This is a genomic window from Klebsiella sp. SYXHC3, from assembly GCF_057196925.1.
Genome location: NZ_JBXUNG010000002.1, coordinates 96123 through 118999, shown reverse-complemented (window position 1 = coordinate 118999; position 22877 = coordinate 96123). Strand labels below are relative to the sequence as shown.

The following is a 22877-nucleotide window of genomic DNA, read 5'->3' as shown; positions in this document are numbered from 1 at the left end:
ACCGCAATCTGGAGTTAACGCATGTGCCAGGAGTGATTAAGGTGCTATAACGCGTCCGAAGAGGAACATTAACTGGCGCCGCCGCCCAGCGATTGCCAGAGCGTAATGCGGTTATTGAGGTCGGTCTGCTGCAGCGACAGCAGCGTCGCCTTCGCCGACCACAGCGTCCGCTGGGCGGTCAGCACCGACAGATAGTCGCCGACCCCGGCCTGATAACTCTTCATCGCGATATCCAGCGACTTCTGCTCGGCGGCAACATACTGCTGCTGGGCATCGAGCTGTTCACTCAGCGTTTCCCGGCGCGCCAGCGCATCGGCAACGTCCTTAAAGGCGCTCTGAATGGATTTCTCGTAGGTGGCAATCAGCCCCTTTTTCTCAGCCTGCGCATAGCGTAGCTGCGCCAGATTACTGCCGCCGGTGAACAGCGGCAGGCTGATGGACGGGGCGAACGACCACACCTGCATGCCATGGCTAAACAGCGACGATAGCGAGTCGCTGCCGACCCCGGCGCTGGCGGTCAGCGAAATGGACGGGAAAAAGTTCGCTCGCGCCGCACCGATATCGGCATTAGCGCTCTTGAGATTATGTTCCGCCTCTTGAATATCCGGCCGGCGCAACAGTACCGATGATGATACCCCCGCCGGCACCAGCGCGATGCTGTTATCCCCCAGGCTCTCCAGCGTACCGGGCAGCAGGCTCTCCGGTACGGTTTCCCCCGCCAGTAGGTTAATGGCGTTTTTATCCTGCGCCACCAGCGTACGATAGCTGGCGACGCTGGCTCGCGCCTGCTGATAGACGCTTTCCGCCGAACTTAAATCACCGGCGGAGGCGGTGCCCACCGCCATCTGGCGAGCGACGATTTTACGCGAGTTCTCCGCGCTATCCATCGTCTGCTGCGCCAGCGCCAGATTGCTATTATCCGTCGCCAGCGTCACCCAGGCGGTGGTCAAATCGGCAATCATCGTCAGTCGGGTATTTTGCGCGGTGAATTCGCTGGCAAGCCAGCTTTCTCGCGCCGCGCGCGACAGGCTCTGGTTCTTGCCGAACAAGTCCAGTTCGAAGCTCGAGACCGCGCCGTCAGCCTGCGAGGTAGAACTTAGGCCGCTGGCGATCGTTTTGCTGCGGGTATGGCTCAGCTCGGCATCGACGGTGGGAAACAACGATGCGCGCGTTTCGCCATACTGGGCGCGAGCGGCTTCAATATCGGCCAATGCCTTTTGCACATCGCGGTTGCTATTAAGCGCGATGCTGACCACTTTTTTTAACCGCGCATCATTGACCACTTTTTGCCAGTCGCCGACCACCGCCGTTGATTCGCCGTGCGCGCCGGGAAGGGTCGCCGGCACCGGCGCGGCCGGGCGCTCGTAGTGCGGGTCAAGAGAGACACAGCCCGCGGTCAGGAGCGCGATAAACATTAAACTCAAACGAAACATAACTTACTCCTGAGAAGGACGTGGGCGGGTAAAGAGACGCTTCACCAGCACAAAGAACAGCGGGACGAAGAACACCGCCAGCAGCGTCGCCGTCAGGGTGCCGCCGATAATCCCGGTACCAATCGCCACGCGGCTGTTGGCCCCGGCGCCGGTAGCAATGGCCAGCGGCAGTACTCCGGCGATAAATGCCAGCGAGGTCATGACAATCGGGCGCAGACGGGTCTGCGCGGCGCGGATCGCCGCCCGCGAGAGCGAATAGCCCTCATCCACCGCGGATTCAGCGAATTCAACGATAAGGATGGCGTTCTTCGACGACAGGCCAATAGTCGTCAACAGCGCCACCTGGAAATAGACGTCGTTACTTAAGCCGCGCAGCGTGGCCGCCAGCGCCGCGCCAAGCAGGCCTAACGGGATGACCATGATCACCGAGAACGGCACCGACCAGCTTTCATACAGCGCCGCCAGGCACAGGAACACCACCAGAATCGAAATGGCGTACAGGCTCATCGCCTGGCCGCTGGCTAGTTTTTCCTGTAGCGAAATACCGCTCCATGCCCAGGTGGAACCCGCCGGCAGGCTATCGGCCAGTTTTTCCATTTTGTCCATTGCCGCACCTGAGCTGAAGCCCGCGGCGTTTTCCCCCTGGATCTCAAAGGCGGCCGAGCCGTTGTAACGTACCAGGCTTTCCGGGCCGTATTCCCAATGGGTGGTGGCGAACGCGGTGAACGGCGTCATGCTGTTATCGCTGCCGCGGACAAACCATTTACCAAGATCGGACGGCACGGCGCGCGCGTCGCTCTCGCCCTGGATATAGACCTTTTTCACCCGGCCGCGATCGATAAAGTCGTTGACGTACGTGCCGCCCCAGGCGCTGGAGAGCGTATCGGTCACATCGCTGAGCGACAGCCCCAGCGAGACGGCTTTATTGTTATCGATATCCACCTGCAGCTGTGGCATTTGTGGCAGATCGTTGGCGCGAACCGACTGCAGTTCGCCGCTCTGATTGGCTGCGGCCAGCAGTTGGCTGCGCAGCTTCATCAGGCTATCGCGATCGGTACCCCCGCTGGCCATCAGCTCGAAAGTGAAGCCGTTACTTTGCCCAAGGCCGTCCACCGATGGCGGCGTCATGGCGAACAGGGTGGCGTCGCGGATCGCGCCCAGCTCTTTGTTGGCGCGCAGCGCAATGGCTTGCGCGGTATTTTCGTCGCCTTTGCGCTGCGACCAGTTTTTCAATGAGACGAAGGCCATTCCGGCGTTCTGACCGCTGCCGCTGAAACTGAAGCCGTCGACGGTGAAGATAACCTCGGTATTGGCTTTCTCTTTGGTGAGGAACCAGTCGGTCACCTGACGGCGCACCTCGGCGGTACGCACCGCCGTCGCCCCGGCAGGCAAGGTGTACTGGACCATGATTTCGCCCTGATCCTCCACCGGCAGAAAGCTGCCCGGCAGTTTCCACATCGCCAACGCCATCGCCCCGCAAATCAAGGCGTAAGCGCCCATCATCACCGCGCCGCGGCGTAGGCCGCCGAGTACGCGACGCTGGTAGCCATCTTCCGTACGCCCCCACAGGCGATTAAAGGCGCCGAAGAAACCTTTGTCATGAGGTTTGGAGTGGCTTAGCAGCGCGCCGCACAGCGCCGGAGTGAGGGTTAACGCTACGACCACCGACAGCATCATCGCCGAGATAATCGTCACCGAGAACTGGCGATAGATTACCCCGGTCGAACCGCCGAAAAAGGCCATTGGCAGGAATACCGCCGACAGCACCAGGGCGATCGCCACCAGCGCGCCGGAGATTTCGCCCATCGATTTTTCGGTGGCTTCGCGGGCGGGCAGCCCTTCGTCGCGCATAATCCGTTCGACGTTTTCCACCACCACAATGGCATCATCCACCAGCAGGCCGATCGCCAGCACCATGGCGAACAGCGTCAGGGTGTTAATCGAGTAGCCGAACAGCGCCAGCACCCCAAAGGTGCCAAGTAACACGACCGGTACCGCTACCGCCGGAATGAGCGTCGCGCGGAAGTTCTGCAGGAACAGATACATTACGCAGACCACGAGGATAATCGCCTCAAACAGGGTCTGAATGACGTCCTCGACCGAGATTTTGATGAACTCGGTGCTGTCTTTCGGGTAGGCGATATCGTAGCCCTGCGGCATCTGACGCTGGAATTCAGCGATTTTGCTTTTCACCAGCGTCGCGGTATCCAGCGCGTTGGCGCCGGGCGCCATCATCACCGCAATCCCGGCGGCGGGGTGGCCGTTCAGATTAGCGGTGGCGGTGTAATCCTCGCTGCCCATTTCCACCCGCGCGACATCGCTCAGGCGCACCACTGAACCGTCGGACTGGCTCTTTACAATGATCGCTTTGAACTGGTCAGGAGTTTGCAGCCGCGACTGCGCGCGCACGGTAGCAGTCAATTGCTGGGCATTGGACGACGGTAGCGCGCCGATTTTACCCGCGGAGACCTGCACGTTCTGCGCCTCAATCGCCGACTGTACGTCGGAAGGCATCAACGAGTAAGAGGCGAGTTTGGTCGGATCCATCCAGATGCGCATCGCGTATTCGGCGCCGAATACCTGCAGGCTGCCGACGCCCTCCACGCGCGCCAGCGGGTCCTGCATATTGCTGACCAGCCAGTCGGAGATATCGGAACTGGTGGCACGGTTGGTTTTGTCATACACCGCGAGGATTAACAGGAAGCTGCTTTGCGATTTTTCTACCGTTACGCCAGATTGCTGTACTTCACTCGGCAGACGCGATTCCGCCTGCTGCACTTTGTTTTGCACCTGTACCTGAGCGGTATCCGGATCGGTTCCCTGCTCAAAGGTGACGGTAATACTTACCGTACCATCCGAACTGCTGGTGGAGGTGAAATAAAGTAAGTTATCCAGCCCGGTGAGCTGCTGCTCGATAACCTGGGTGACGCTGTTTTCCAGGGTTTCTGCGGAAGCTCCAGTATAGGTCGCGGATATTTTTACCGCCGGCGGGGCGACGTCCGGATATTGTCCCACCGGCAGCGTGCGGATCGCCAGCGCCCCGGCAAGCATGATAAGGATAGCGATCACCCAGGCAAAGACCGGGCGACGCACGAAGAAACGGGAGAACATCAGGCATTGCCTCCGTTATTTTTGACGGCAACGGCCTTCACCGCTTGTCCGGGGGACACTTTACCGGTGCCTTCGACAATCAGCTTGTCGCCCGCTTTCAGACCGCTCAGCACCAGCCATTTATCGCCGTAGGTATCGCCGGTTTGCACGGTACGCTGCTCAACGTTGTTGTCGGCATCGACAACCAGCGCCGTGGCGTCGCCTTTGGCATCGCGGGTGATACCCTGCTGCGGCGCGAGGATCGCGTCGTTCATGATGCCTTCATCGATACGCGCGCGGACAAACATTCCCGGCAGCAGGACGTGCTGCGGGTTGGGGAAGATGGCGCGCAGAGTCACCGAGCCAGTGGATTCATCGACGGCGACTTCGGTGAGCGCCAGACGCCCTTTTTCGGGATAGGTACTGCCATCTTCAAGGGTTAACGTCACGCTGAGGGTATCGCTGTTGCTGGCCAGGCTCTGCCTGCGTAAACGCAGGAGATCGACACTGGATCGCGTCAGATCGACATACATGGTGTCGAGGCCGCGGATCGTCGCCAGCGCGGTATCCTGATCGGCAGAGACCAGCGCGCCCGGCGTAACCGAGGAGATGCCGATGCGCCCGGCGATCGGCGCGGTGACGGTGGTCCAGTTCAGGTTGATGCGCGCGCTCTCGAGCGCCGCTTTTTTCGACTCCACGCTGGCCTTGTCCTGGGCGCAGGCGGAGGCAGCGTCGTCGGCATCCTGGCGAGAGACGCCGTTATCTCTGACCAACGACGCGTAGCGCTGGGCTTTCTGGCAATCAGAGACCACCAGCGCCTGCGCCTGCTTCAACGCGGCCGCCGCTTCGTTCCAGGTGGCGCGATAACTGGAGGGATCGATCTGGTAAAGGGCCTGCCCGGCCTTCACCATATCGCCTTCGGTAAACAGGCGCTTCTGAATGATACCGCCGACCTGCGGGCGCACTTCGGCGCTGAGCGAGGCGGTAGTGCGGCCAGTCAGTTGGCTGACCACCGGCACCGGCTGGGCTTGCAGCGTAACAATTCCCACCTCCGGCGTGGGTTGTTGCGGCGCAGTTGTCTGCACATTATCGCATCCGCTCAGGAGAAATAATGCTGTCGCGATGGGGGCTATGATGTGTTTCATTTTATTTTCTCAAGATGTAAGACGTCCCCCCGTGAATTAAATCGCGAGGAAAAGAGGGGCGCTGTGACATTTCGTCTCAATGGAAATATCGCAATGGAGCTCAGATGTTCCTTAACACTATTATTATTGTGGGGATTCTCAGCCCGCCCTTTCGAAAGTCATGGAAAGGTTATTTCGCTTACTTTGAAGGTCAAAATTAAGACAAAAAATAATGGAGAAAATAAGAATATTTTGTGAAAGTCAGGAGAGGAAAATATAACGAAAGCCTGTGCAACTGGAGAAACTTAATGGCTCTAATAATTACAAAAAGCATTAATCCCGACGATCAACAAGAATTGTTTGCCGGCCTACGGCAGTATAATCAGCAGTATCTCGACGCAGATCAGTTTGGCGATCTGGGCATTTACTCCCGCGATGAGCAAGCGGTGATGCGCGGCGGGCTTATCGCCAAACGCAAAGGCAACTGGCTGTGTATCGAATACCTGTGGGTGAGCGAAGCGACGCGCGGCAGCGGTCTGGGCCGCGAGCTTATGCAGGAAGCGGAACGGCAGGCGCAGGCGTTGGGCTGCAGCCATCTCCTGGTCGATACCTTCAGCTTCCAGGCGCTGCCGTTTTATCAGAAATTAGGCTATCAGTTGCAGATGTCGCTGCCCGATTTCCCGCACGCGGGTATGCAACGCCACTATTTATCGAAGACGCTGTAACGATAACCGTGGATAAGGCGCGACTTTTGCGCCGGATGGCGGCTACGCCTTATCCGGCCTACAGTTCTTTGGTAGCCCGGACAAGGCGCAACGCGCCGCCTCCGGGAAAATCCCTGCGCCAGGAGAGCCATAAGGCAGAAGCAGTATCAGCATCTGAATTAACACAAAATCACGCCTTAACCGCCGACCCCGTGGCCCATTAACGCCAGCGCGTGGCTAACAATGGTCTGCCGGGTTACCGCCTGTAAACGCGGGTCGCTATGGATGCGCGAGAACGGCACCAGCACCAGGCTAATCACCGTGGTAAACAGCAGTTCCGGCGCCAGCGCCGGGTTAATTTTCCCCTCCTGCTGCCAGCGGCGAACCGTCTCCAGCATCACCTGAAAACGCTCCTCGCCGAAGCGCGCATCCATGTGCTGGCGCAGCATCGGCATCTCGCCGATGATCTCCTGCATCCACAGCGGCGCGAACCAGGCATTTTGCTCCGCCATGTCCGCCAGCGTCTCAACCATCATCGTCAACGCCGTCACCGGATCCTGCGGATGGTCGACAAAAATGCGGCTGATATCGTTGCGCAGAGGCATAAAGCGCTCTTCCAGCAAATTCTCAATCAGCGCTTCCCGCGACGTAAAATAGTAATTCAGCATCGCCGGCGTCACCCCGGCCTCTTTGGCAATGGCATTGAGCGACACGCGGGCCGCGCCGTGACGAGCAAACAGCGCCAGGGCGATATCTATCAACTGCTCGCGGTTAGTGGTTCCCGGTTTTTTACCGCGTGGCCGACCGGGGCGGCGCGGCGCTTCATTAGCTTTTTGTGCTGGCATATGTTGGCGATCTCTTGACCCGATTCATCATTTCCCTAAATATTAATTATGCATTTAATTAATTTCAAGCGAGTGATGCAATGACATCTGAAGTCGCAAACCAACCGGCGCCCTCAATCCGCCTGCTGTTCAGCGCCCTGCTGCTGGTGATGCTGCTGTCGGCGCTGGACCAGACCATTGTCTCCACCGCCTTGCCTACTATCGTTGGCGAGCTCGGCGGGCTGGATAAACTCTCGTGGGTGGTCACCGCCTATATCCTCAGCTCGACCATCGTGGTGCCGCTGTACGGTAAATTCGGCGACCTGTTCGGGCGTAAAATCGTGCTGCAGGTGGCGATCGTGCTGTTTCTTGCCGGTTCCGCGCTCTGCGGGCTGGCGCAAAACATGACGCAATTGGTACTGATGCGCGCGCTACAGGGGCTCGGCGGCGGCGGCCTGATGGTGATCAGCATGGCGGCGGTCGCCGACGTTATCCCACCAGCCAACCGCGGACGCTATCAGGGGCTGTTCGGCGGCGTCTTCGGCCTGGCGACGGTTATCGGCCCGCTGATCGGCGGTTTCCTGGTACAGCACGCCTCGTGGCGCTGGATTTTCTATATCAACCTGCCGCTGGGTCTGTTCGCGTTGCTGGTCATCGGCGCGGTATTCCACAGCAGCAACAAACGTAGCCAGCATCAGATTGACTGGCTGGGGGCGATTTACCTCAGCATGGCGCTGTTGTGCATCATCCTGTTTACCTCCGAAGGCGGCAGCGTCCATGCGTGGAATGACCCGCAGCTGTGGTGCATTCTGGCCTTCGGCATCGTGGGGATCATCGGCTTTATCTATGAAGAACGGATCGCCGCCGAGCCGATTATTCCGCTGTCGCTATTCCGCAACCGCAGCTTCCTGCTGTGTAGTCTGATTGGCTTTGTTATCGGCATGTCGCTGTTCGGTTCGGTCACTTTCCTGCCGCTCTATCTGCAGGTGGTGAAAGAGGCGACGCCAACCGAGGCCGGGTTACAGTTAATCCCGCTGATGGGCGGCCTGTTGCTGACCTCGATCATCAGCGGCCGGGTGATTAGCCACACCGGGAAATACCGGATTTTCCCGATTATCGGTACCCTGCTCGGCGTGACCGGCATGGTGCTGCTGACCCGCATCACCATACATTCGCCAATGTGGCAGTTATACCTGTTTACCGGCGTGCTCGGCGCGGGCCTGGGGCTGGTGATGCAGGTACTGGTGCTGGCGGTACAGAATGCGATGCCGGCGCAGATGTACGGCGTCGCCACTTCCGGCGTGACTCTGTTCCGCTCGATTGGCGGCTCCATCGGCGTGGCATTGTTCGGCGCGGTCTTTACCCATGTGCTGCAAAATAACCTGCAGAAACTGCTGCCGGAGGGCGCGGTGCTGCCGCCAGCCATGAACCCGGTGGCGGTACAGCATCTGCCAGCGGCGATCCGTCTCGATTATCTCGACGCCTTCGGCGCGGCGATCCATGCGGCATTCCTGATGGCGGCCTGCATTATGGCCGTCGCGTTTGTCCTTTCCTGGCTATTGAAGGAGGCGCCGCTGAAAACCGCGGCGCATTAAGCGGCCCCGGCAATGCGTAGCAAGGACTGGCGCAGCGCCGGCGCGGCAAAATCGATAAATTTCCGCAGCTTAAGCGGAGCCAGCTCCCGCGCGGTATATAACAAATGAACCGGCGCGGGCTCCGGCTCGACGCTTTCCAGCAGCAGACGCAGTTCCCCGCAGCGCAGGCCATCCAGCGCCTGGTAGTGTAGCAAGCGGGCCACGCCAACGCCCAGCCGCGCGGCATCGGCGGCGCTCTCCGGCGTGGTGACGGCTAACACCGGCGGCAGATGAATGAGCTGGTCCTCGCGCTCAACGGCGCGAAAGCGCCAGCCGCGATAGGGCATCGGCGATTCAATACGGATGATCGGCAGCGCCGCCAGATCGCGCGGACGCTGCGGTTCGCCGTATTTCGCCAACAGCGCGGGATGGGCGCAGGCGACAATGCGCATCGCGCCGAGCCGGGTCGCCACCATGCTGCTATCAGCCAGTTCGCCAATCCGTACCGCCAGATCGATATGGTCGTCGACCAGATCGGCATTACTGTCGCTAAGTAACAAACGTACGCGAATTTGCGGATAACGGGCAATAAATTCACTAATGACTGGCAGAACGTGCTGGCGACCAAACATCGTCGGCGCGGAGATCACCAGCTCGCCCTTCGGCTCCTGGTATTCACCCGTTGCCCGGCGTTCGGCGTTTTCCACCTCTTCGAGGATTCGCCGCGCGGCGGCGACATAATCGACGCCGGCATCGGTGAGGGTGAGTTTACGGGTGGTGCGCGTCAATAAACGGACTCCCAGCGCGCTCTCCAGCTCGCCGATATTACGGCTCACGGTAGTCAACGGCGTATTCAGCGCCCGCGCCGCCGCCGACATACTGCCCAGTTCAGTGACTTTCACCAGCAGCGCCATAGCGCTTAATCGGTCCATTATTCTCCCGCTTTTCGGAAAGATGATTACCAGATAAGCAGTATTATCATTTTTCACAGCACAGTCCATGATAGCCCCCTACCTTCAGGAGGCGTTATGGCAGCAACCTTTCTCGATATCGCTATCACCCCGGATGTCATGGATGTGCAACATGAAATGGGCAGCGACCAGCTGTGGCAAACGCCGCACAGCCGCCGTCAGGCGGATCGCTTCGGCGCCAGCGAAGAGGGGATGATCGCTACCCGCGACAGTTTTTATCTGGCGACGGTGTCGCAAAGCGGCTGGCCCTACATTCAGCATCGCGGCGGCCCGCCGGGTTTTCTGCGCCTGCTGGATGACACCACGCTGGCCATGGCCGATTTCGGCGGTAATCGCCAGTACATCACCACCGGCAACCTGCGCGGCAGCGACCGGGCCTGCCTCTTTTTGATGGATTATCCGCGCCGTGCCAGGCTGAAAATCTACGCCACCGTCGAGGTGCTGGCGGCGGAAGAGCAGCCTGAGCTGCTGGCATTAGTGACGCCGACAAACTATCGCGCCCGCATCGAACGCCTGTTTCGTTTTCATCTGCAGGCTTTTGACTGGAACTGCCCGCAGCACATTACGCCGCGCTACAGCGCACAGCAGGTCGCGGAATACAGCCAGAGCCTGCAAGAGCGTATTCATGAACTGGAGCAGGAGAATCAGCGCCTGCAGCAACAATTATCCCCAAAAGGAGAGTTTTGATGAGCGAACAACGTCCCCCGTTACCGCCGTTTACCCGCGATAGCGCCGCGCAGAAGGTGCGCGCCGCCGAAGATTGCTGGAACAGCCGCGATGCGCAAAAAGTCGCGCTGGCTTATACCGTGGATAGCGAATGGCGCAACCGCAGCGAATTTGTCCACGGACGGGGGCAAATCGTGGCGTTTCTGCAGCGAAAATGGCGTAAAGAGCTGCAATACCGGCTGATTAAGGAGCTTTGGGCGTGGCAGGATAATCGCATCGCCGTACGCTTCGCCTACGAGTGGTGCGACGACAGCGGCAACTGGTTTCGTTCATACGGCAATGAAAACTGGCAGTTTGATGAGCACGGGCTAATGTCCACGCGCTACGCCTGCATCAACGATTTGCCGATCGCGGAAAGCGAGCGCCTGTTCCACTGGCCCCAGGGTCGCCGCCCTGACGATCATCCGGGGCTAAGCGAATTGGGACTGTAAACAGGCGCGCGACGACGGGTTAATCGGCTTTCGGGAAGTCCACTACCGTGTCGTTAACCCGGTTCACCATGTTGGTGAACAGGATGGCGCTGACGGCACTGATGATCTCAATCACCTGCTGGTCGCTAAAACCGGCGTGACGCAGCGCGGCGACATCCGCTTCCGGCAGCGTACCGGTGGTGGTCACCAGGGTTTGGGCGAATTTCACCAGCGCGTCCAGGTGCGCATCTTCCGTATACTCGCCGCGGCGCAGGGCGTGGATTTGCTCGCCGCTGAAGCCCGCTTTTTTGGCCATCAGGGTATGGGCGGCCAGGCAGTAATCACAGCCGGTCGCTTCGCTGACCGATAAATTAATCGCCTCCAGCTCCTGCGCGCTAAGGCTGCTTTTATGCAGCATCGCGTTGTGCGCCAGCGCCTGCTGCAGCGCCGCCGGCGAGTGGCCGCCGATGGTCAGATAGGCATTCGGCACTTTACCCATCGCTTTTTTAATTCCGGCGAAAATATCGGCGGCTTTACCGGTGGCCTCTTGTTCACGGATATCGGCTAAACGGCTCATGGTGTACTCCTGTTATTTGAGGGTATGTTGTGGCAATGGAGACATCTTAGTGGTCGGCGACGTGCTAGACTGGCGCTCTTCGTCTCATTTTTTTGTCTTATCGTCTCAGGAGTCGCATGGATAGTTTGAGCCATCTGTTGACGCTGCTGGCCCCGCGTTGCGAAGTGAATCTGCATTGCCGTTTCGGCGGCCGCTGGCAGGCCGGACACGATCAAATGCGAGCGGGCGTGGTGCCGTGGCACTTTGTGTTGCGCGGCGAAGGGCGCCTAACCGTCGGTCATCAAACCCGCCACATGCGCGCCGGCGACGTGATCCTGCTGCCGCACGGTTCGCCGCATCTGATGGAGAGCCTGGTGGAGTGGGGTCAGGTACTGCCCGTCGCCCACCGCTTTAACGGCACGCTGACGGAAGTCCGCACCGCCGAAGAGAGCGATGCGCTGGAGATGCTGTGCGGCGAGTTTTACTTCGGCCCGCACGTCAACTGGCTGTTCGCCGAAGAGTCGGCGCTGATCCATTTACATACCGATGAGCGCGAAGATTGCCCGGAACTGGATATTTTGCTTAACGTGCTGGTACGCGAAAGCCTGGCGGAACATCCCGGCGGCAGCGCTATCGTACGCAGTCTTGGCGATACGCTGCTGGTACTGCTGTTACGTACCCTGCTCGGCGCGCAGGAGCCGCCGGGCGGCCTGTTGCGCCTGATGAGCGATGCGCGGCTGATGCCGGCCGTTCTCGCGGTGCTGGCCGCGCCGGAACAGCCTTGGACTATCGAGAGCATGGCGGCGCGGGCGTTTTTATCGCGCGCCACCTTCGCCCGCCATTTTGCCCGCGTCTATCATCTGACGCCGCAGGCGTGGCTGTCGCAACTGCGGATGGCGATGGCCGCTCGCCTGCTGCATCTCGATCGCCAGGCGCGGCTGGAAGTGATTGCCGAACGCTGCGGTTTTCAATCACAGGCTTCGTTTGCGAAAACCTTTAAAAAACACTACGGCATGACGCCGGGCGAGTGGCGTCGGCATTGACATCCTCTCCGCCCTAAAGGACGGGGATTCCTACAGCTAGACGGCAATGTCCTGCCGCGAGAATGTTCTTTGCGGCGTTAACGTCGCGATCATGAGCGGTTCCGCACTCACAACAAGTCCATTCTCTTATTCGCAAACCTGCTCTACCTTTCGGACTGTTGTTGGAGATAGCCCCGCAACACGAACAAGCCTGGGTGGAATACCTTTCGTTGACCACTTCGAACACCACTGAGCGCGCAATCGCTTTATATTCCAGTTGTGTTTTGAGCATCGCCCAGCCAGCGTCCAAGACGCTTTTAGCCATTTTGGTTTTGGCTAACTTGCTGCTGCTCACATCGCCTACGAATATCGCCGCATGGCTGTTTACCAGCGCCGTGCTGAACTTGTGCAGGGCATCTTTGCGGCGATTCTTAATTTTGGCGTAGATGGCGCGTACACGGGCTTTTTTGCCTGCCTGTTGCGCCTTGCCTAATGCTGGTTGCAGGTCGCGATAAAAACGACCGGCGATCAGTTTGCTGCCATCGGATACCGTGGCGGTATCCTTTAACCCGAGGTCTATGCCGACAGCGGTCGCGCCCGTGGTATGGACGGTCGCAACCTCTACGCAGATATTGAAGTACCATCGCCCCCGGCTATCTTCGGAAAAACTGCCTGCGCGGAATTTGTAGCCCGCAAGACCGTAGCTATCCCAAACTTTAAAGTAGTGCCCGGCGAACTTAACGCAGCCGTTTTGCCACTGCGCCTGCTTTGATTTGAACGGCACCCAGCCCAGCGAACGGCGAGCGCCGCCACTGACGCGCCAGCGCAGGCGGGAACGCTTGAACTGTTTCCGCGCCTTGCCGTGGTGAGCGATCACTTCCTGCACTGTAGCGCTGCCGATGGAATAGCCGCGCTCACGCTGTATGCCGGTTGTCATCTTCTGAACATCAAACGCGGTTAACCACTTTGGAACCTGCGCACCAAAAACGCCAGCGTTGCTGTATGCCTCGCTGGTTATCTCGTTTGCCAGATTAAAGACCTGATTGACCTCAAAGGCCATCTGCCGCAAAACGGCGGCGTGGCGGTCTTTAACTCTGACTGATAAAGTTTTGGTCTGAATGCTCATAACGAGCTACGCTACTCGCATAAAATCACTTTTGCAAGGTTGGTCTATGGACTTAACATATCGAACGGGGCGACATTGCGTTTTCATGCTGCACTGTCATTTAATCTTCATAACGAAGTATCGCGGGCGTGTCTTTAATGAAGCGCACCTGGAAACGCTTGAGGGGATTTGTCGCAACGTTTGCGAGCTGTTTGAATGCGAACTGGTGGAGTTTAACGGTGAGTCGGATCACGTTCACATGCTGCTTAACTTCCCGCCGAAGGTGTCAATCAGCAAGCTAGTTAACAGCCTAAAAGGGGTTAGCAGCCGCAAGATGAAGTTGCATCATCCAGACCTGCATAAACCCGCCTGGAAGTCAGACGCTCTATGGTCGCCGTCTTATTTCGCTGGCAGCGTGGGCGGTGCGCCCCTTGAAGTGATTAAGAAATACATTGAGGATCAGAACCGGCCTCATTAGCGCCCTGGCGGGCGCTTCGCTCTACATCCCCGACCTCAAAGGAAGGGGCTTTCCGCGAAACCCCTGGTAAAACACGCGCCGCGTCGCCGCCATGCTATGATTCCTGCTTTGCGCTATTTCACGCGAGGGAAAAATGGGTTCCAGCAAAAGAGGGATGTTGAACGTATTGATCGCCGCCGTCCTGTGGGGCAGTTCCGGGGTCTGCGCGCAGTACATTATGCAGCAAAGTCAGATGTCATCGCCCTATCTGACCATGATCCGCCTGCTGTTCGCCGGGCTGATTTTGCTGATGCTCGCCTTCGTTCACGGCGACAAAATTTTCCGCGTTATGCAAAACCGCAAAGATGCCCTCAGCCTGCTGTTTTTCTCGCTGGTCGGCGCGTTAACCGTGCAGTACACCTTCCTGATGACTATCGAGAAGTCGAACGCCGCCACCGCCACGGTGCTACAGTTTTTGTCGCCGACGATTATCGTCGCCTGGTTCGCGCTGGCGCGTAAGGCGCGGCCCAGTCCCTTTGTGCTACTGGCGATTGGCACCTCGCTTGCCGGCACCTTCCTGCTGGTCACCCACGGCAACCCAACCTCGCTCTCCATCTCGCCGGCGGCGCTGTTCTGGGGGATCGCCTCAGCCTTCGCGGCGGCGTTTTATACCACCTATCCCTCAACTCTTATCGCCCGCTACGGCACGCTGCCGATCGTCGGCTGGAGCATGCTGATTGGCGGGGCGATGCTGTTGCCGTTTTATGGCAGCCAGAGCGCGAACTTTGTAGTGAACGGCCGTCTTCTGCTCGCGTTTTTCTATCTCGTGGTGATCGGCACCTCGCTGACCTTCAGCCTGTATCTCAACGGCGCTCAGAAAATTGGCGGCGCGAAAGCCGGGATCCTCAGCTGCGCCGAGCCGCTGAGCAGCGCCCTGCTCTCTCTATTGCTGTTGGGCATTACCTTTACTCTGCCGGACTGGCTGGGGACGCTGTTGATTCTCTCTTCGGTCATTCTTATCGCGGTGGATTCCCGGCGGCGGGTACGCGCGGCGTAATAGCAATCGTCTGATTTTAAACAACAAAAAGTGTCTAACATTTGCGCAATTCACCTGCTGCGCATATAGTTGACTGAAGCGAAAAGTGAAGGAGAAGCGCCATGAAAGCGTGTTGGATGTTGTGTCTGGTTACTGCCCTTAGCGCCAGCGCGGCGTGGGCCGAATCGCCGCTGCAAAGCCTGCAGTTTGAGCAGCAAAAACAGCAGGTGTTGAAAGCGGTGAAGGAAAAATGCGCCCCGGCGAGCACCCTCAGCGATACCGATTTCGCCAATAAAATCCTCGCCTCGAAAGACAACCAGAGTTACGTTCGCGAAGCGACGCTGGCGAAAGAGCGCAATAATCAAAAAGGCTATCTAGCCGCCATTGATAAAATTCGCTGCCCGGAGAAATAACGGGCTGAATTATCAGGAAAACCGTTGCCTGCCGCGACGGTTTTTTTATTTCCCCCAACGCTCGGGAATAATTAAGTCGCCGCGCAGCAGGCTGCCGCCGGGCTGCGGGCTTTTGCCGATCAGCCAGTTGACGATCCGCGAAGCCATCGCATCCATCGAATACTCAATCGCCGGGATGGTCGGAATACCCGGCATCTGCAGCGAACCCGCGAGACTGAAGACCATTACTTTTTCCGGCACCGCGCGGTTAAACGCCTGCAGCTGCGGCACTACCCGCTGCGCCTGCAGTTCATCGCTCACCAACAGCGCATTAAAGTTCAGGGTAGTGGCGTTATTCATCAACTCCTGCACCGCCACCGACGACGAGGCGCAGTCCAGGAAGACCAGGTTGCGATTAAACGGCAGGAAATTCTTCTCCAGCGCATGCTTATAGCCCAGCAGCACCTGATCGGCAAAGCCGCTCCCCTGCGGATGGATCAGCGCAATCTGCCGCCGCCCCTGATTAATCAGATAATGACAGGCGGTTTCCGCGGCGAAGGCGTGATCAAACTGAATACTGTTCTCGCCATCGCTGTCCAGACAATCAATCAGCACCACATCGGGGCGCTCGATCTGCAGCGGAAAGCGCGCGCCGATGATCAGCACGTCATCGCACAGGCCACAGGTGAGTTCATCCAGCGCGCTTAATACGTCGCCGCGGTTATTGGCGAAGCGCAGCAGTAGATGCTTCTGATGCTGGCTGAGCTGTTTTTCCAGGGCGTAGAGATAGCTGGTGGTCTGATTGATGTTGTCCTGCGCGCAAATCACGCCGATACAGCCCGTCGACTGGCTCAGTAAGGATTGGGCAATCATATTGGGCCGGTAGTTCAGCGTTTCCGCCGCCTGAAGCACCGCCTGGCGGCTGGCTTCTTTTACCCCGCGCGAACCGCTCAGCACGCGCGAAACCGTGGCTTTCGATACCCCGGCTAACCGTGATACATCATTGATTGTCGACATCTTTTTTCCCCTGGCAGGTGCGGCTTAGCCCCTGTAACGCTGTGTCCTGAATCGCTTCAATTATAACCAGCGGCAGTATAGCCGTTTCCTTTTTTATTTGGAAACCGATTTTCCATTTCGGCAAAAAACCACGCCAAATCGACATTATTTTGTGAGCGAAATCTAATTAGTAAGCCCGCTAACGGTGAGTTATTGACCGCGCTCACAGTTCTGTTTTTTATAAATGGAAACCGGTTTCCGTCTGATATCAAATCATCCTCGCAATAACTTTTTACATATGAGGAAAGCCGTCGATGTACAAGATTATGCTGTGTTGCTCCGCCGGGATGTCCACCAGTCTGCTGGTGAGGAAAATGGTGGATGCCGCAAAGGAACGCGACCTGCCGGTGCAGATTGACGCCTATGGCGTTGCCGAATTTGATATGCAGTTTCCACAATACCAGGTGGTGCTGCTTGGCCCCCAGGTCAAATACATGCTGAAAATGCTTAGCGAGAAAGCCGCTCCCCTGAATATTCCCGTCCAGCCTATCGATACGATGGATTACGGAATGCAGCGGGGAGATAACGTTCTGAATTATGCCCTGTCGCTGATCGCCGCGGCGCACTAAGAGGTGTTCAAATGAGTTCTCTGTATCAGTCGATGATTGCCGTGATCGAGCAGTCTATTACTCCGCTGGCAGGACGCCTTGGGCAACAGAAATATGTTATCGCCATCCGCGATGGCTTTACCGCCGCATTGCCGTTCATGATCATCGGCTCTTTCATGCTGGTATTTATCTTTCCGCCTTTCTCGCCGGAGACCACTAACGGTTTTGCCCGCGGCTGGCTGGATTTTTCCCAGCAGTACCGTGAACAGCTGATGCTGCCGTTTAACCTCAGCATGGGCGTTATGACCTTCTTTATCTCGGTCGGCATCGGCGCCAGCCTCGGACGCCAGTTCCAGCTCGATCCGGTCATGTCCGGCCTGCTGGCGTTTATGGCCTTCCTGCTGGTCGCCGCGCCCTATGCCGATGGCAAAATTTCTACTCAGTATTTATCCGGCCAGGGCATTTTCACCGCGCTGATCACCGCCATCTACTCCACCCGCGTTTACGCCTGGCTGAAGCAAAACAACGTGACCATTCGCCTGCCGAAAGAGGTGCCGACCGGCGTCGCCCGTTCGTTTGAGATCCTCATTCCGGTACTGGTGGTCATCGGTACTCTGCATCCGCTCAACCTGTTCATTGAGGCGCAAACCGGCATGATCCTACCGCAGGCGATTATGCATCTGCTGGAACCGCTGGTCTCCGCCTCCGATTCGCTGCCGGCGATTCTGCTGTCGGTGCTGATGTGCCAGATTTTCTGGTTCGCCGGTATTCACGGCTCGCTTATCGTCACCGGCATTATGAACCCGTTCTGGATGGCCAACCTGTCGGCAAACCAGGCGGCACTGGCGGCCGGCGCGGCGCTGCCGCACGTTTACCTGCAGGGCTTCTGGGATCACTATTTGCTGATTGGCGGCGTCGGCTCGACCCTGCCGCTGGCCTTCCTGCTGCTGCGTAGCCGGGTCACGCATCTGCGGACTATTGGTAAAATGGGCATCGTGCCGAGCTTCTTTAATATCAATGAACCGATTCTGTTCGGCGCGCCGATCATCATGAACCCAATGATGTTTATCCCCTTCGTCTGCGTGCCGATGGTCAACGCGGTGCTGGCTTACGGCGCAACCCGCCTTGGCTGGCTGAGCCAGGTGGTGTCGCTGACGCCGTGGACGACGCCCGCGCCGATTGGCGCCTCGTGGGCGGCTAACTGGACTTTAAGCCCGGTGGTGATGTGCGTTATCTGCATGGTGATGTCGGCAGTGATTTATCTGCCATTCCTGCGCGCCTATGAGCGTTCATTAATAAAGAATGAAGTCGAAAAGGCGAAAAGCGTTGCACCGGTCGCCGGGGCCGTTAGCCAGTAATTCCTGTATTACCTGAAAATATGTATTTATGCGGAAAAGGGATTTTCGCCAAATAATCTGATTATAAACGCAATAACCTCAGGAAATATATTTTGAGAAAAAATTAATACATCTGCATTTGTACTAGCCGTTAAATTTCGCCACTGAGAGTAAGATATTTATTCTCCGGCGTAGCTGTACCCTGAAAAAACAAATCAGCTTATTTTGGTTATTTTTATTTTAACCAGAATGGGGCGGTTATTGTCTGCATATATTAATTATTAAAGTGAGATAACCATGAATACAGTTAAAAAGCTGCCATTGGCCATGGCGGTTATCGCCGCGCTGTGCCCAATTTCCGTACTGGCGCAGGATTTTACCCAGGAACAGATCGACGCCATCGTCGCCAAAGCGGTTGATAAAGCGCTGGCCGACCGCCAGGCTAAAATTGATGCCGCGGCCGATAAAAAGGTCGACGTGATGACCAACCCGCAGACCACCGCCGCTTCGCCGGATATGGCGATCCCTTTCGGCCTGAAATTTAGCGGCTACGCCCGCTATGGCGCCCATTTCCAGACCGGCGACCAGAAATATGTCGGCGTCGACGGCTCCTATAACGGCGCCTCGGCGATTGGCCGTCTCGGTAACGAAAGCAACGGAGGCGAATTCCAGATCAGCAAAGCATTCAAAAGCGCGCAGGGAGCCATCTGGGATCTCAACGTCATGTTTGACCACTGGAGCGACGAGGTTAACCTGAAAAAAGCCTACGTCGGCGTCACCAACGTCCTCGAATCCAACCCCAACGCCTATATCTGGGCCGGCCGCGATTTCCACCAGCGCCCGCAACAGGGGATCAACGACTACTTCTGGATGAACCACGACGGTCAGGGCGCGGGGGTGAAGAACTTCGATATCGGCGGCGTGCAGTTCGACGTGGCGACGGTGTCGCAGGTGAAATCCTGTAGCCCGGAAGTGATGGCCGATGAGACCAACCCGTCGCGCATCACCTGTACCGGCAGCTCGGATACCGGCGATAACGGCCACTACGCGCTGACCACCAAAACCCACAACATCAAGGCCGGGCCGATCGACGTCGAGGTGTACGCCAACTACGGCTTTGACTCAAAAGCGGTGGACAGCGACGCGCGCCTCGATGCCTGGCAGGGCGGGCTGGTGCTGAGCCATAGCAACGACAGCGGGGTGAATAAGGTGATCCTGCGCTACTCCGACAACTCGGATAACAGCGTCTACAACAAAACCGACGACCTGACCACGGTCTACGCCAGCTTCGAGGGCAGCCATAAGTTCACCCAGCAGGCGCAGATCGAGTATCTGCTGGCCTTCCACGACTACGACAACGGCAAGGATAATACCGATAACCGTAAAAACTACGGCGCGATCGTCCGGCCAATGTACTTCTGGAACGATGTGCACTCGACCTGGCTGGAAGCGGGCTACCAGCGCGTTGACTACGACCAGGGCGGGGATAACCACGGCTGGAAGCTGACGCTGTCGCAGAACATCGCCATCGGTATGGGTCCGGAGTTCCGCCCGATGCTGCGCTTCTATGTGACCGGCGGCCAGGTGGATAACGAACACACCGCGAAAGTAGACGGCACCAGCGACGAGCGGCTGGATTCGCTGAACATCGGCGGTATGTTTGAGGCGTGGTTCTGAGGCAATCCGATTCCCGGCTGGCGCTACGCTGAGCCGGGCTACAGCTCCGGGTACAACTTATCTCTGGCTTAATCGGCGGGCGATGCGCTCAAGCTTCATCATCAACAGCAGCGTGACGCCCACCAGCACAATGGTCAGCGCCGAGCCATCGGCGATATTGCCGCGATCGGTGAGGCTGAAAATAGTCACCGGCAGCGTCGTCCAGCCCGGCGGATAGATCATCACCGTCGCGCCCAGTTCCCCCATCGACAGCGATAAGCTCAGCGCCAGCGCTGAAATCATCCACGGCGTCATCAGCGGCAGCGTCACATGACGCAGGCGATACCACGGCGAGGCGCCAAGACTGGAGGCGACGTTTTCAATATCGGCGGAAATCCGCGCCAGCCCGGTCGTTACGTTGCTGAAGGTAAAGGCGGAAATCAGTACAAAGTGCGCCGCCAGGACGATCCAAAAAGTACCATTCATCTGCAGCGGCCCCTGGCTGAACGCCACCAGAATGCCCAGTCCGACGGAAACCGAGGGGATAGCGCTGGGCAGATAAAACGCCAGGCCAAGATATTTCTGTAACTTCGCACCATACTGGCGCAGCGCCAGCGCCGCCCACATCCCGCACAGCAGCGCCAGAAGGCTGGCGCAGAAGCCCACCATCAGGCTCGAAAACAGCGAATCCCACGCCGCGCCGCGAAAGGCGTTAACAAAGTGGGTAAAGGTAAAGCCGGTGGGCAGCAGGCCGTTCCATTGTTTACTCAGGCTGGAGAGTAAAATCACCGCCAACGGCAGCAGGAAAATGCCGGCAAAAAGCGTCACCGCCAGCGCGCCCGCCGCCGCGCGGCCTTTACGCGACCAAATCAACATCGTTAACTCCTTACGCCAGTGCGCGCCGCCGCCAGCCGATAGAGCATAAACAGCCCCAGCGACAGCAGAATATTAATCAGCGCAATCATGCAGGCCACGCTGTAATCCGACTCCAGAATCGCCTTGCTGTAGACCATCATCGGCAGGGTATTAACCCCTTTGGCGCCAATAAACAGCACGATACCGAACTCGTTAGTGGTCAACAGCAGGCACAGGCTGCCGCCCGCCATCAGCGCCGGTAGCGCCGCCGGGAAGATAACCTGGGTAATCACCCGTAGCGGATGGGCGCCGAGAATACTCGCCGCTTCCAGCTGGCTCTTATCTATCTGCCGCAGTCCCGCCATCAGCGGGCGCATCACCAGCGGCGTAAAGACGGTAATCTCCGCCAGAATCACGCCGTTTATTGAATAGAGAAAGTCTACCGGCGGCAGTTCAAAAGCAAACAACGCCATCAGGGTGCCGTTGAGCAGCCCCGCCGAGCCGTAAATAAAGGTGAATGCGAGGGTAATCAGGAAGGTCGGCAGCGCAATAAAAGTATCAATGACCCGGCTCACCAGTTGGCTGCCGGGGAACGGAATAAAGACCAGAATCAGCGCCAGCACGCTGCCGAGCACCAGGCAGCCAAGGGTGGCGAACACTGCAATCTGTAAGGTATTGAGCAGCGCGCCAATAAAGCGTTTTGAGTCAATCACCTGCCAGAAAGTCTCGAGGCTCAGGTTGCCGCTGGCGTCACGTAATGCCTGTTCGGCGATCAACAGTAGCGGATAGAAAAATAGCGTCGCCAGCACCAGCAGCGGCAATGCCAGCCACAGGTAAGGGCGTAAGTTTCGCGCCGGACGCGCAAGCGTGAGGGTTTGCGCCATTATTGCACCTCGATCAGAACCGCATCGCCAGGTTCGAAGTAGAGCGCCAGCTTGTCCCCCGCGCGCGGCAGCGGGTTCACGTGGGTCATGACGATCCGCACCGCTTCGCCGGCAACATCGCACAGCAGATGCGTCAGATCGCCCTGCCAGTGTACCGAGGTCAGGGTAGCATTGAGACGATTACTGGTTGCCGATCGCGGCGCCAGGCTCATGTGCTGCGGGCGAATGCATAACAGCTTGTTGTTACCATGCAGGCCGCCCCGGCTGAAGGCGTTAATCAGGCCGCCGCCACAGCTCACGCTAACCAGCCCCGGCTCGGTGCTGTCTTTCAGCGCCGTCGCCTGCAGGATATTGGCGCGGCCGAGGAATTCGGCGCTAAAGCGGTTCGGCGGATAGTGATAGAGCTCGTGCGTTTCGCCGTGGGCGATCAGCGAACCGTCTTTCATGATGCCGATTTTGTCCGCCAGGGTCAGCGCTTCGGTCTGATCGTGGGTGACGTAGAGAATGGTCAGTTCCGGCAGTTCGCGATGCAGACGGGCAATCTCTTCCACCATGTTATGACGAATTTGCGCATCCAGCGCCGACAGCGGTTCATCAAGCAACAGTACCCGAGGACGCACGGCAATCGCGCGGGCTATCGCGACGCGCTGCTGCTGGCCGCCGGAAAGCTGATGCGGGTAGCGGGTGGCGTAATCCGCCATACCGACGATTTTTAAGGCTTCGGTCACCCGCTCGGCGATAAGCCCCCTGGGCTGCTTCTGCGCCCGCAGGCCGAAAGCAACGTTATCTTCCACCTTCATATGCGGGAACAGCGCGTAGTTCTGCACCACCATCGCCAGCCCGCGTTTGTACGGCGGCAGCTGGGTGACGTCAGTATCGCCGATCAGGATCCGACCGCCAGCCGGTTGCACAAAACCGGCAATCGCCCGCAGCACCGTGGTTTTCCCGGAACCGGAAGGGCCTATCAGCGCCAGCACCTCACCGGGTTCAATGGTCAATGACAGCGGTTTTAAGACCACGTTGCCGTGGTATGAAACACGCAGCGAGTCCAGGGTGATCCCGGAAGTCCCCGCCAGCGACGGGGAAGAAGTGACGGTGGTTTTCATCAACATCAGGC

At 58.1% G+C, this 22877-nt stretch carries 22 protein-coding genes; 11 read left to right on the top strand and 11 right to left on the bottom strand.

The features are described from left to right. Nucleotides 1-68: 68 nt before the first annotated feature. Genes eefC through eefA form a run of 3 tightly spaced genes read right to left on the bottom strand, consistent with a single transcriptional unit; the run spans nucleotide 69 to nucleotide 5668 of the window. Nucleotides 69-1433, bottom strand: a complete 1365-nt coding sequence (gene eefC / locus AC2CGP_RS07580; protein ID WP_032715335.1) for a multidrug efflux RND transporter outer membrane subunit EefC — start codon at nucleotides 1431-1433, stop codon at nucleotides 69-71. Nucleotides 1434-1436: 3 nt separating this feature from the next. Next, nucleotides 1437-4544, bottom strand: a complete 3108-nt coding sequence (gene eefB / locus AC2CGP_RS07575) for a multidrug efflux RND transporter permease subunit EefB (protein ID WP_032713037.1) — start codon at nucleotides 4542-4544, stop codon at nucleotides 1437-1439. After that, complete coding sequence (gene eefA, locus AC2CGP_RS07570) at nucleotides 4544-5668, bottom strand: multidrug efflux RND transporter periplasmic adaptor subunit EefA (protein ID WP_020077652.1); 1125 nt, start codon at nucleotides 5666-5668, stop codon at nucleotides 4544-4546. Before eefA ends, eefB begins: the two co-directional genes overlap by 1 nt. 287 nt (nucleotides 5669-5955) lie before the next feature. Between eefA and AC2CGP_RS07565 the strand changes: the two genes are divergently transcribed. After that, a complete protein-coding gene (locus tag AC2CGP_RS07565; RefSeq protein WP_048231450.1) occupies nucleotides 5956-6372 on the top strand; it encodes a GNAT family N-acetyltransferase in 417 nt (138 codons plus the stop codon). A 176-nt stretch (nucleotides 6373-6548) separates the two neighbouring features. Here AC2CGP_RS07565 and AC2CGP_RS07560 read toward each other — a convergent pair whose 3' ends face one another. Beyond that, a complete protein-coding gene (locus AC2CGP_RS07560) occupies nucleotides 6549-7196 on the bottom strand; it encodes a TetR/AcrR family transcriptional regulator (RefSeq protein WP_196521953.1) in 648 nt (215 codons plus the stop codon). A gap of 80 nt (nucleotides 7197-7276) precedes the next feature. On the opposite strand from AC2CGP_RS07560, the gene AC2CGP_RS07555 reads away from it, so the two are divergent. After that, a complete protein-coding gene (locus tag AC2CGP_RS07555; protein WP_015369093.1) occupies nucleotides 7277-8770 on the top strand; it encodes an MDR family MFS transporter in 1494 nt (497 codons plus the stop codon). On the opposite strand, the gene AC2CGP_RS07550 is transcribed toward AC2CGP_RS07555, so the two are convergent. After that, entirely contained in the window at nucleotides 8767-9738 is a 972-nt protein-coding gene (locus AC2CGP_RS07550; RefSeq protein ID WP_162619651.1) for a LysR substrate-binding domain-containing protein, read from the bottom strand. The genes AC2CGP_RS07555 and AC2CGP_RS07550 overlap by 4 nt on opposite strands. Before the next feature lie 39 nt (nucleotides 9739-9777). Here AC2CGP_RS07550 and AC2CGP_RS07545 point away from each other — a divergent pair, with 39 nt between their 5' ends. Beyond that, on the top strand, nucleotides 9778-10407 hold the full coding sequence (locus AC2CGP_RS07545) for a pyridoxamine 5'-phosphate oxidase family protein (RefSeq protein ID WP_032709456.1): 630 nt from the start codon (nucleotides 9778-9780) through the stop codon (nucleotides 10405-10407). Continuing rightward, nucleotides 10407-10877, top strand: a complete 471-nt coding sequence (locus tag AC2CGP_RS07540) for a nuclear transport factor 2 family protein (protein WP_171829737.1) — start codon at nucleotides 10407-10409, stop codon at nucleotides 10875-10877. The genes AC2CGP_RS07545 and AC2CGP_RS07540 overlap by 1 nt, the downstream gene beginning before the upstream one ends. A 19-nt stretch (nucleotides 10878-10896) precedes the next feature. Here the strand turns inward: AC2CGP_RS07540 and AC2CGP_RS07535 are convergent, their stop codons facing one another. Next, nucleotides 10897-11433 (bottom strand): carboxymuconolactone decarboxylase family protein, encoded by a 537-nt coding sequence (locus AC2CGP_RS07535; RefSeq protein ID WP_063410216.1) that lies wholly within the window; start codon nucleotides 11431-11433, stop codon nucleotides 10897-10899. Nucleotides 11434-11549: 116 nt separating this feature from the next. On the opposite strand from AC2CGP_RS07535, the gene AC2CGP_RS07530 reads away from it, so the two are divergent. Beyond that, on the top strand, nucleotides 11550-12455 hold the full coding sequence (locus AC2CGP_RS07530; RefSeq protein WP_015703863.1) for an AraC family transcriptional regulator: 906 nt from the start codon (nucleotides 11550-11552) through the stop codon (nucleotides 12453-12455). A gap of 13 nt (nucleotides 12456-12468) precedes the next feature. Here the strand turns inward: AC2CGP_RS07530 and AC2CGP_RS07525 are convergent, their stop codons facing one another. Next, nucleotides 12469-13560, bottom strand: a complete 1092-nt coding sequence (locus tag AC2CGP_RS07525) for an RNA-guided endonuclease InsQ/TnpB family protein (protein WP_015703864.1) — start codon at nucleotides 13558-13560, stop codon at nucleotides 12469-12471. Nucleotides 13561-13606: 46 nt separating this feature from the next. Between AC2CGP_RS07525 and tnpA the strand changes: the two genes are divergently transcribed. From tnpA to AC2CGP_RS07510, 3 genes are all read left to right on the top strand, one after another. Next, the gene (tnpA, locus tag AC2CGP_RS07520; protein WP_015703865.1) at nucleotides 13607-14017 is read left to right on the top strand and encodes an IS200/IS605 family transposase; all 411 of its coding nucleotides are present in this window, start codon (nucleotides 13607-13609) and stop codon (nucleotides 14015-14017) included. 133 nt (nucleotides 14018-14150) lie between these two features. Next, nucleotides 14151-15053 (top strand): EamA family transporter, encoded by a 903-nt coding sequence (locus AC2CGP_RS07515; RefSeq protein ID WP_015369087.1) that lies wholly within the window; start codon nucleotides 14151-14153, stop codon nucleotides 15051-15053. A gap of 101 nt (nucleotides 15054-15154) precedes the next feature. Next, on the top strand, nucleotides 15155-15445 hold the full coding sequence (locus AC2CGP_RS07510) for a YicS family protein (protein WP_015369086.1): 291 nt from the start codon (nucleotides 15155-15157) through the stop codon (nucleotides 15443-15445). A 45-nt stretch (nucleotides 15446-15490) separates the two neighbouring features. Here AC2CGP_RS07510 and AC2CGP_RS07505 read toward each other — a convergent pair whose 3' ends face one another. Further along, a complete protein-coding gene (locus AC2CGP_RS07505; protein WP_484502320.1) occupies nucleotides 15491-16441 on the bottom strand; it encodes a LacI family DNA-binding transcriptional regulator in 951 nt (316 codons plus the stop codon). A 293-nt stretch (nucleotides 16442-16734) separates the two neighbouring features. Here AC2CGP_RS07505 and AC2CGP_RS07500 point away from each other — a divergent pair, with 293 nt between their 5' ends. From AC2CGP_RS07500 to AC2CGP_RS07490, 3 genes are all read left to right on the top strand, one after another. Then, entirely contained in the window at nucleotides 16735-17049 is a 315-nt protein-coding gene (locus AC2CGP_RS07500; protein WP_015369080.1) for a PTS sugar transporter subunit IIB, read from the top strand. 11 nt (nucleotides 17050-17060) lie between these two features. Beyond that, the gene (locus tag AC2CGP_RS07495; protein WP_015703869.1) at nucleotides 17061-18386 is read left to right on the top strand and encodes a PTS cellobiose transporter subunit IIC; all 1326 of its coding nucleotides are present in this window, start codon (nucleotides 17061-17063) and stop codon (nucleotides 18384-18386) included. Between the two features lie 276 nt (nucleotides 18387-18662). After that, nucleotides 18663-20042 (top strand): carbohydrate porin, encoded by a 1380-nt coding sequence (locus tag AC2CGP_RS07490; protein WP_484502319.1) that lies wholly within the window; start codon nucleotides 18663-18665, stop codon nucleotides 20040-20042. Between the two features lie 57 nt (nucleotides 20043-20099). Here the strand turns inward: AC2CGP_RS07490 and phnV are convergent, their stop codons facing one another. From phnV to phnT, 3 genes are read right to left on the bottom strand one after another with little or no spacing between them, the layout of a single operon-like run. Then, on the bottom strand, nucleotides 20100-20897 hold the full coding sequence (phnV, locus tag AC2CGP_RS07485) for a 2-aminoethylphosphonate ABC transport system, membrane component PhnV (RefSeq protein ID WP_047064056.1): 798 nt from the start codon (nucleotides 20895-20897) through the stop codon (nucleotides 20100-20102). 2 nt (nucleotides 20898-20899) lie between these two features. After that, nucleotides 20900-21760, bottom strand: coding sequence for a 2-aminoethylphosphonate ABC transporter permease subunit (gene phnU, locus AC2CGP_RS07480; RefSeq protein WP_002923191.1), 861 nt, complete (start codon nucleotides 21758-21760; stop codon nucleotides 20900-20902). Next, nucleotides 21760-22872: a 2-aminoethylphosphonate ABC transport system ATP-binding subunit PhnT gene (gene phnT, locus AC2CGP_RS07475; RefSeq protein ID WP_015369074.1), complete on the bottom strand. Its 1113-nt coding sequence runs from the start codon at nucleotides 22870-22872 to the stop codon at nucleotides 21760-21762. Before phnT ends, phnU begins: the two co-directional genes overlap by 1 nt. Nucleotides 22873-22877: the final 5 nt, after the last annotated feature.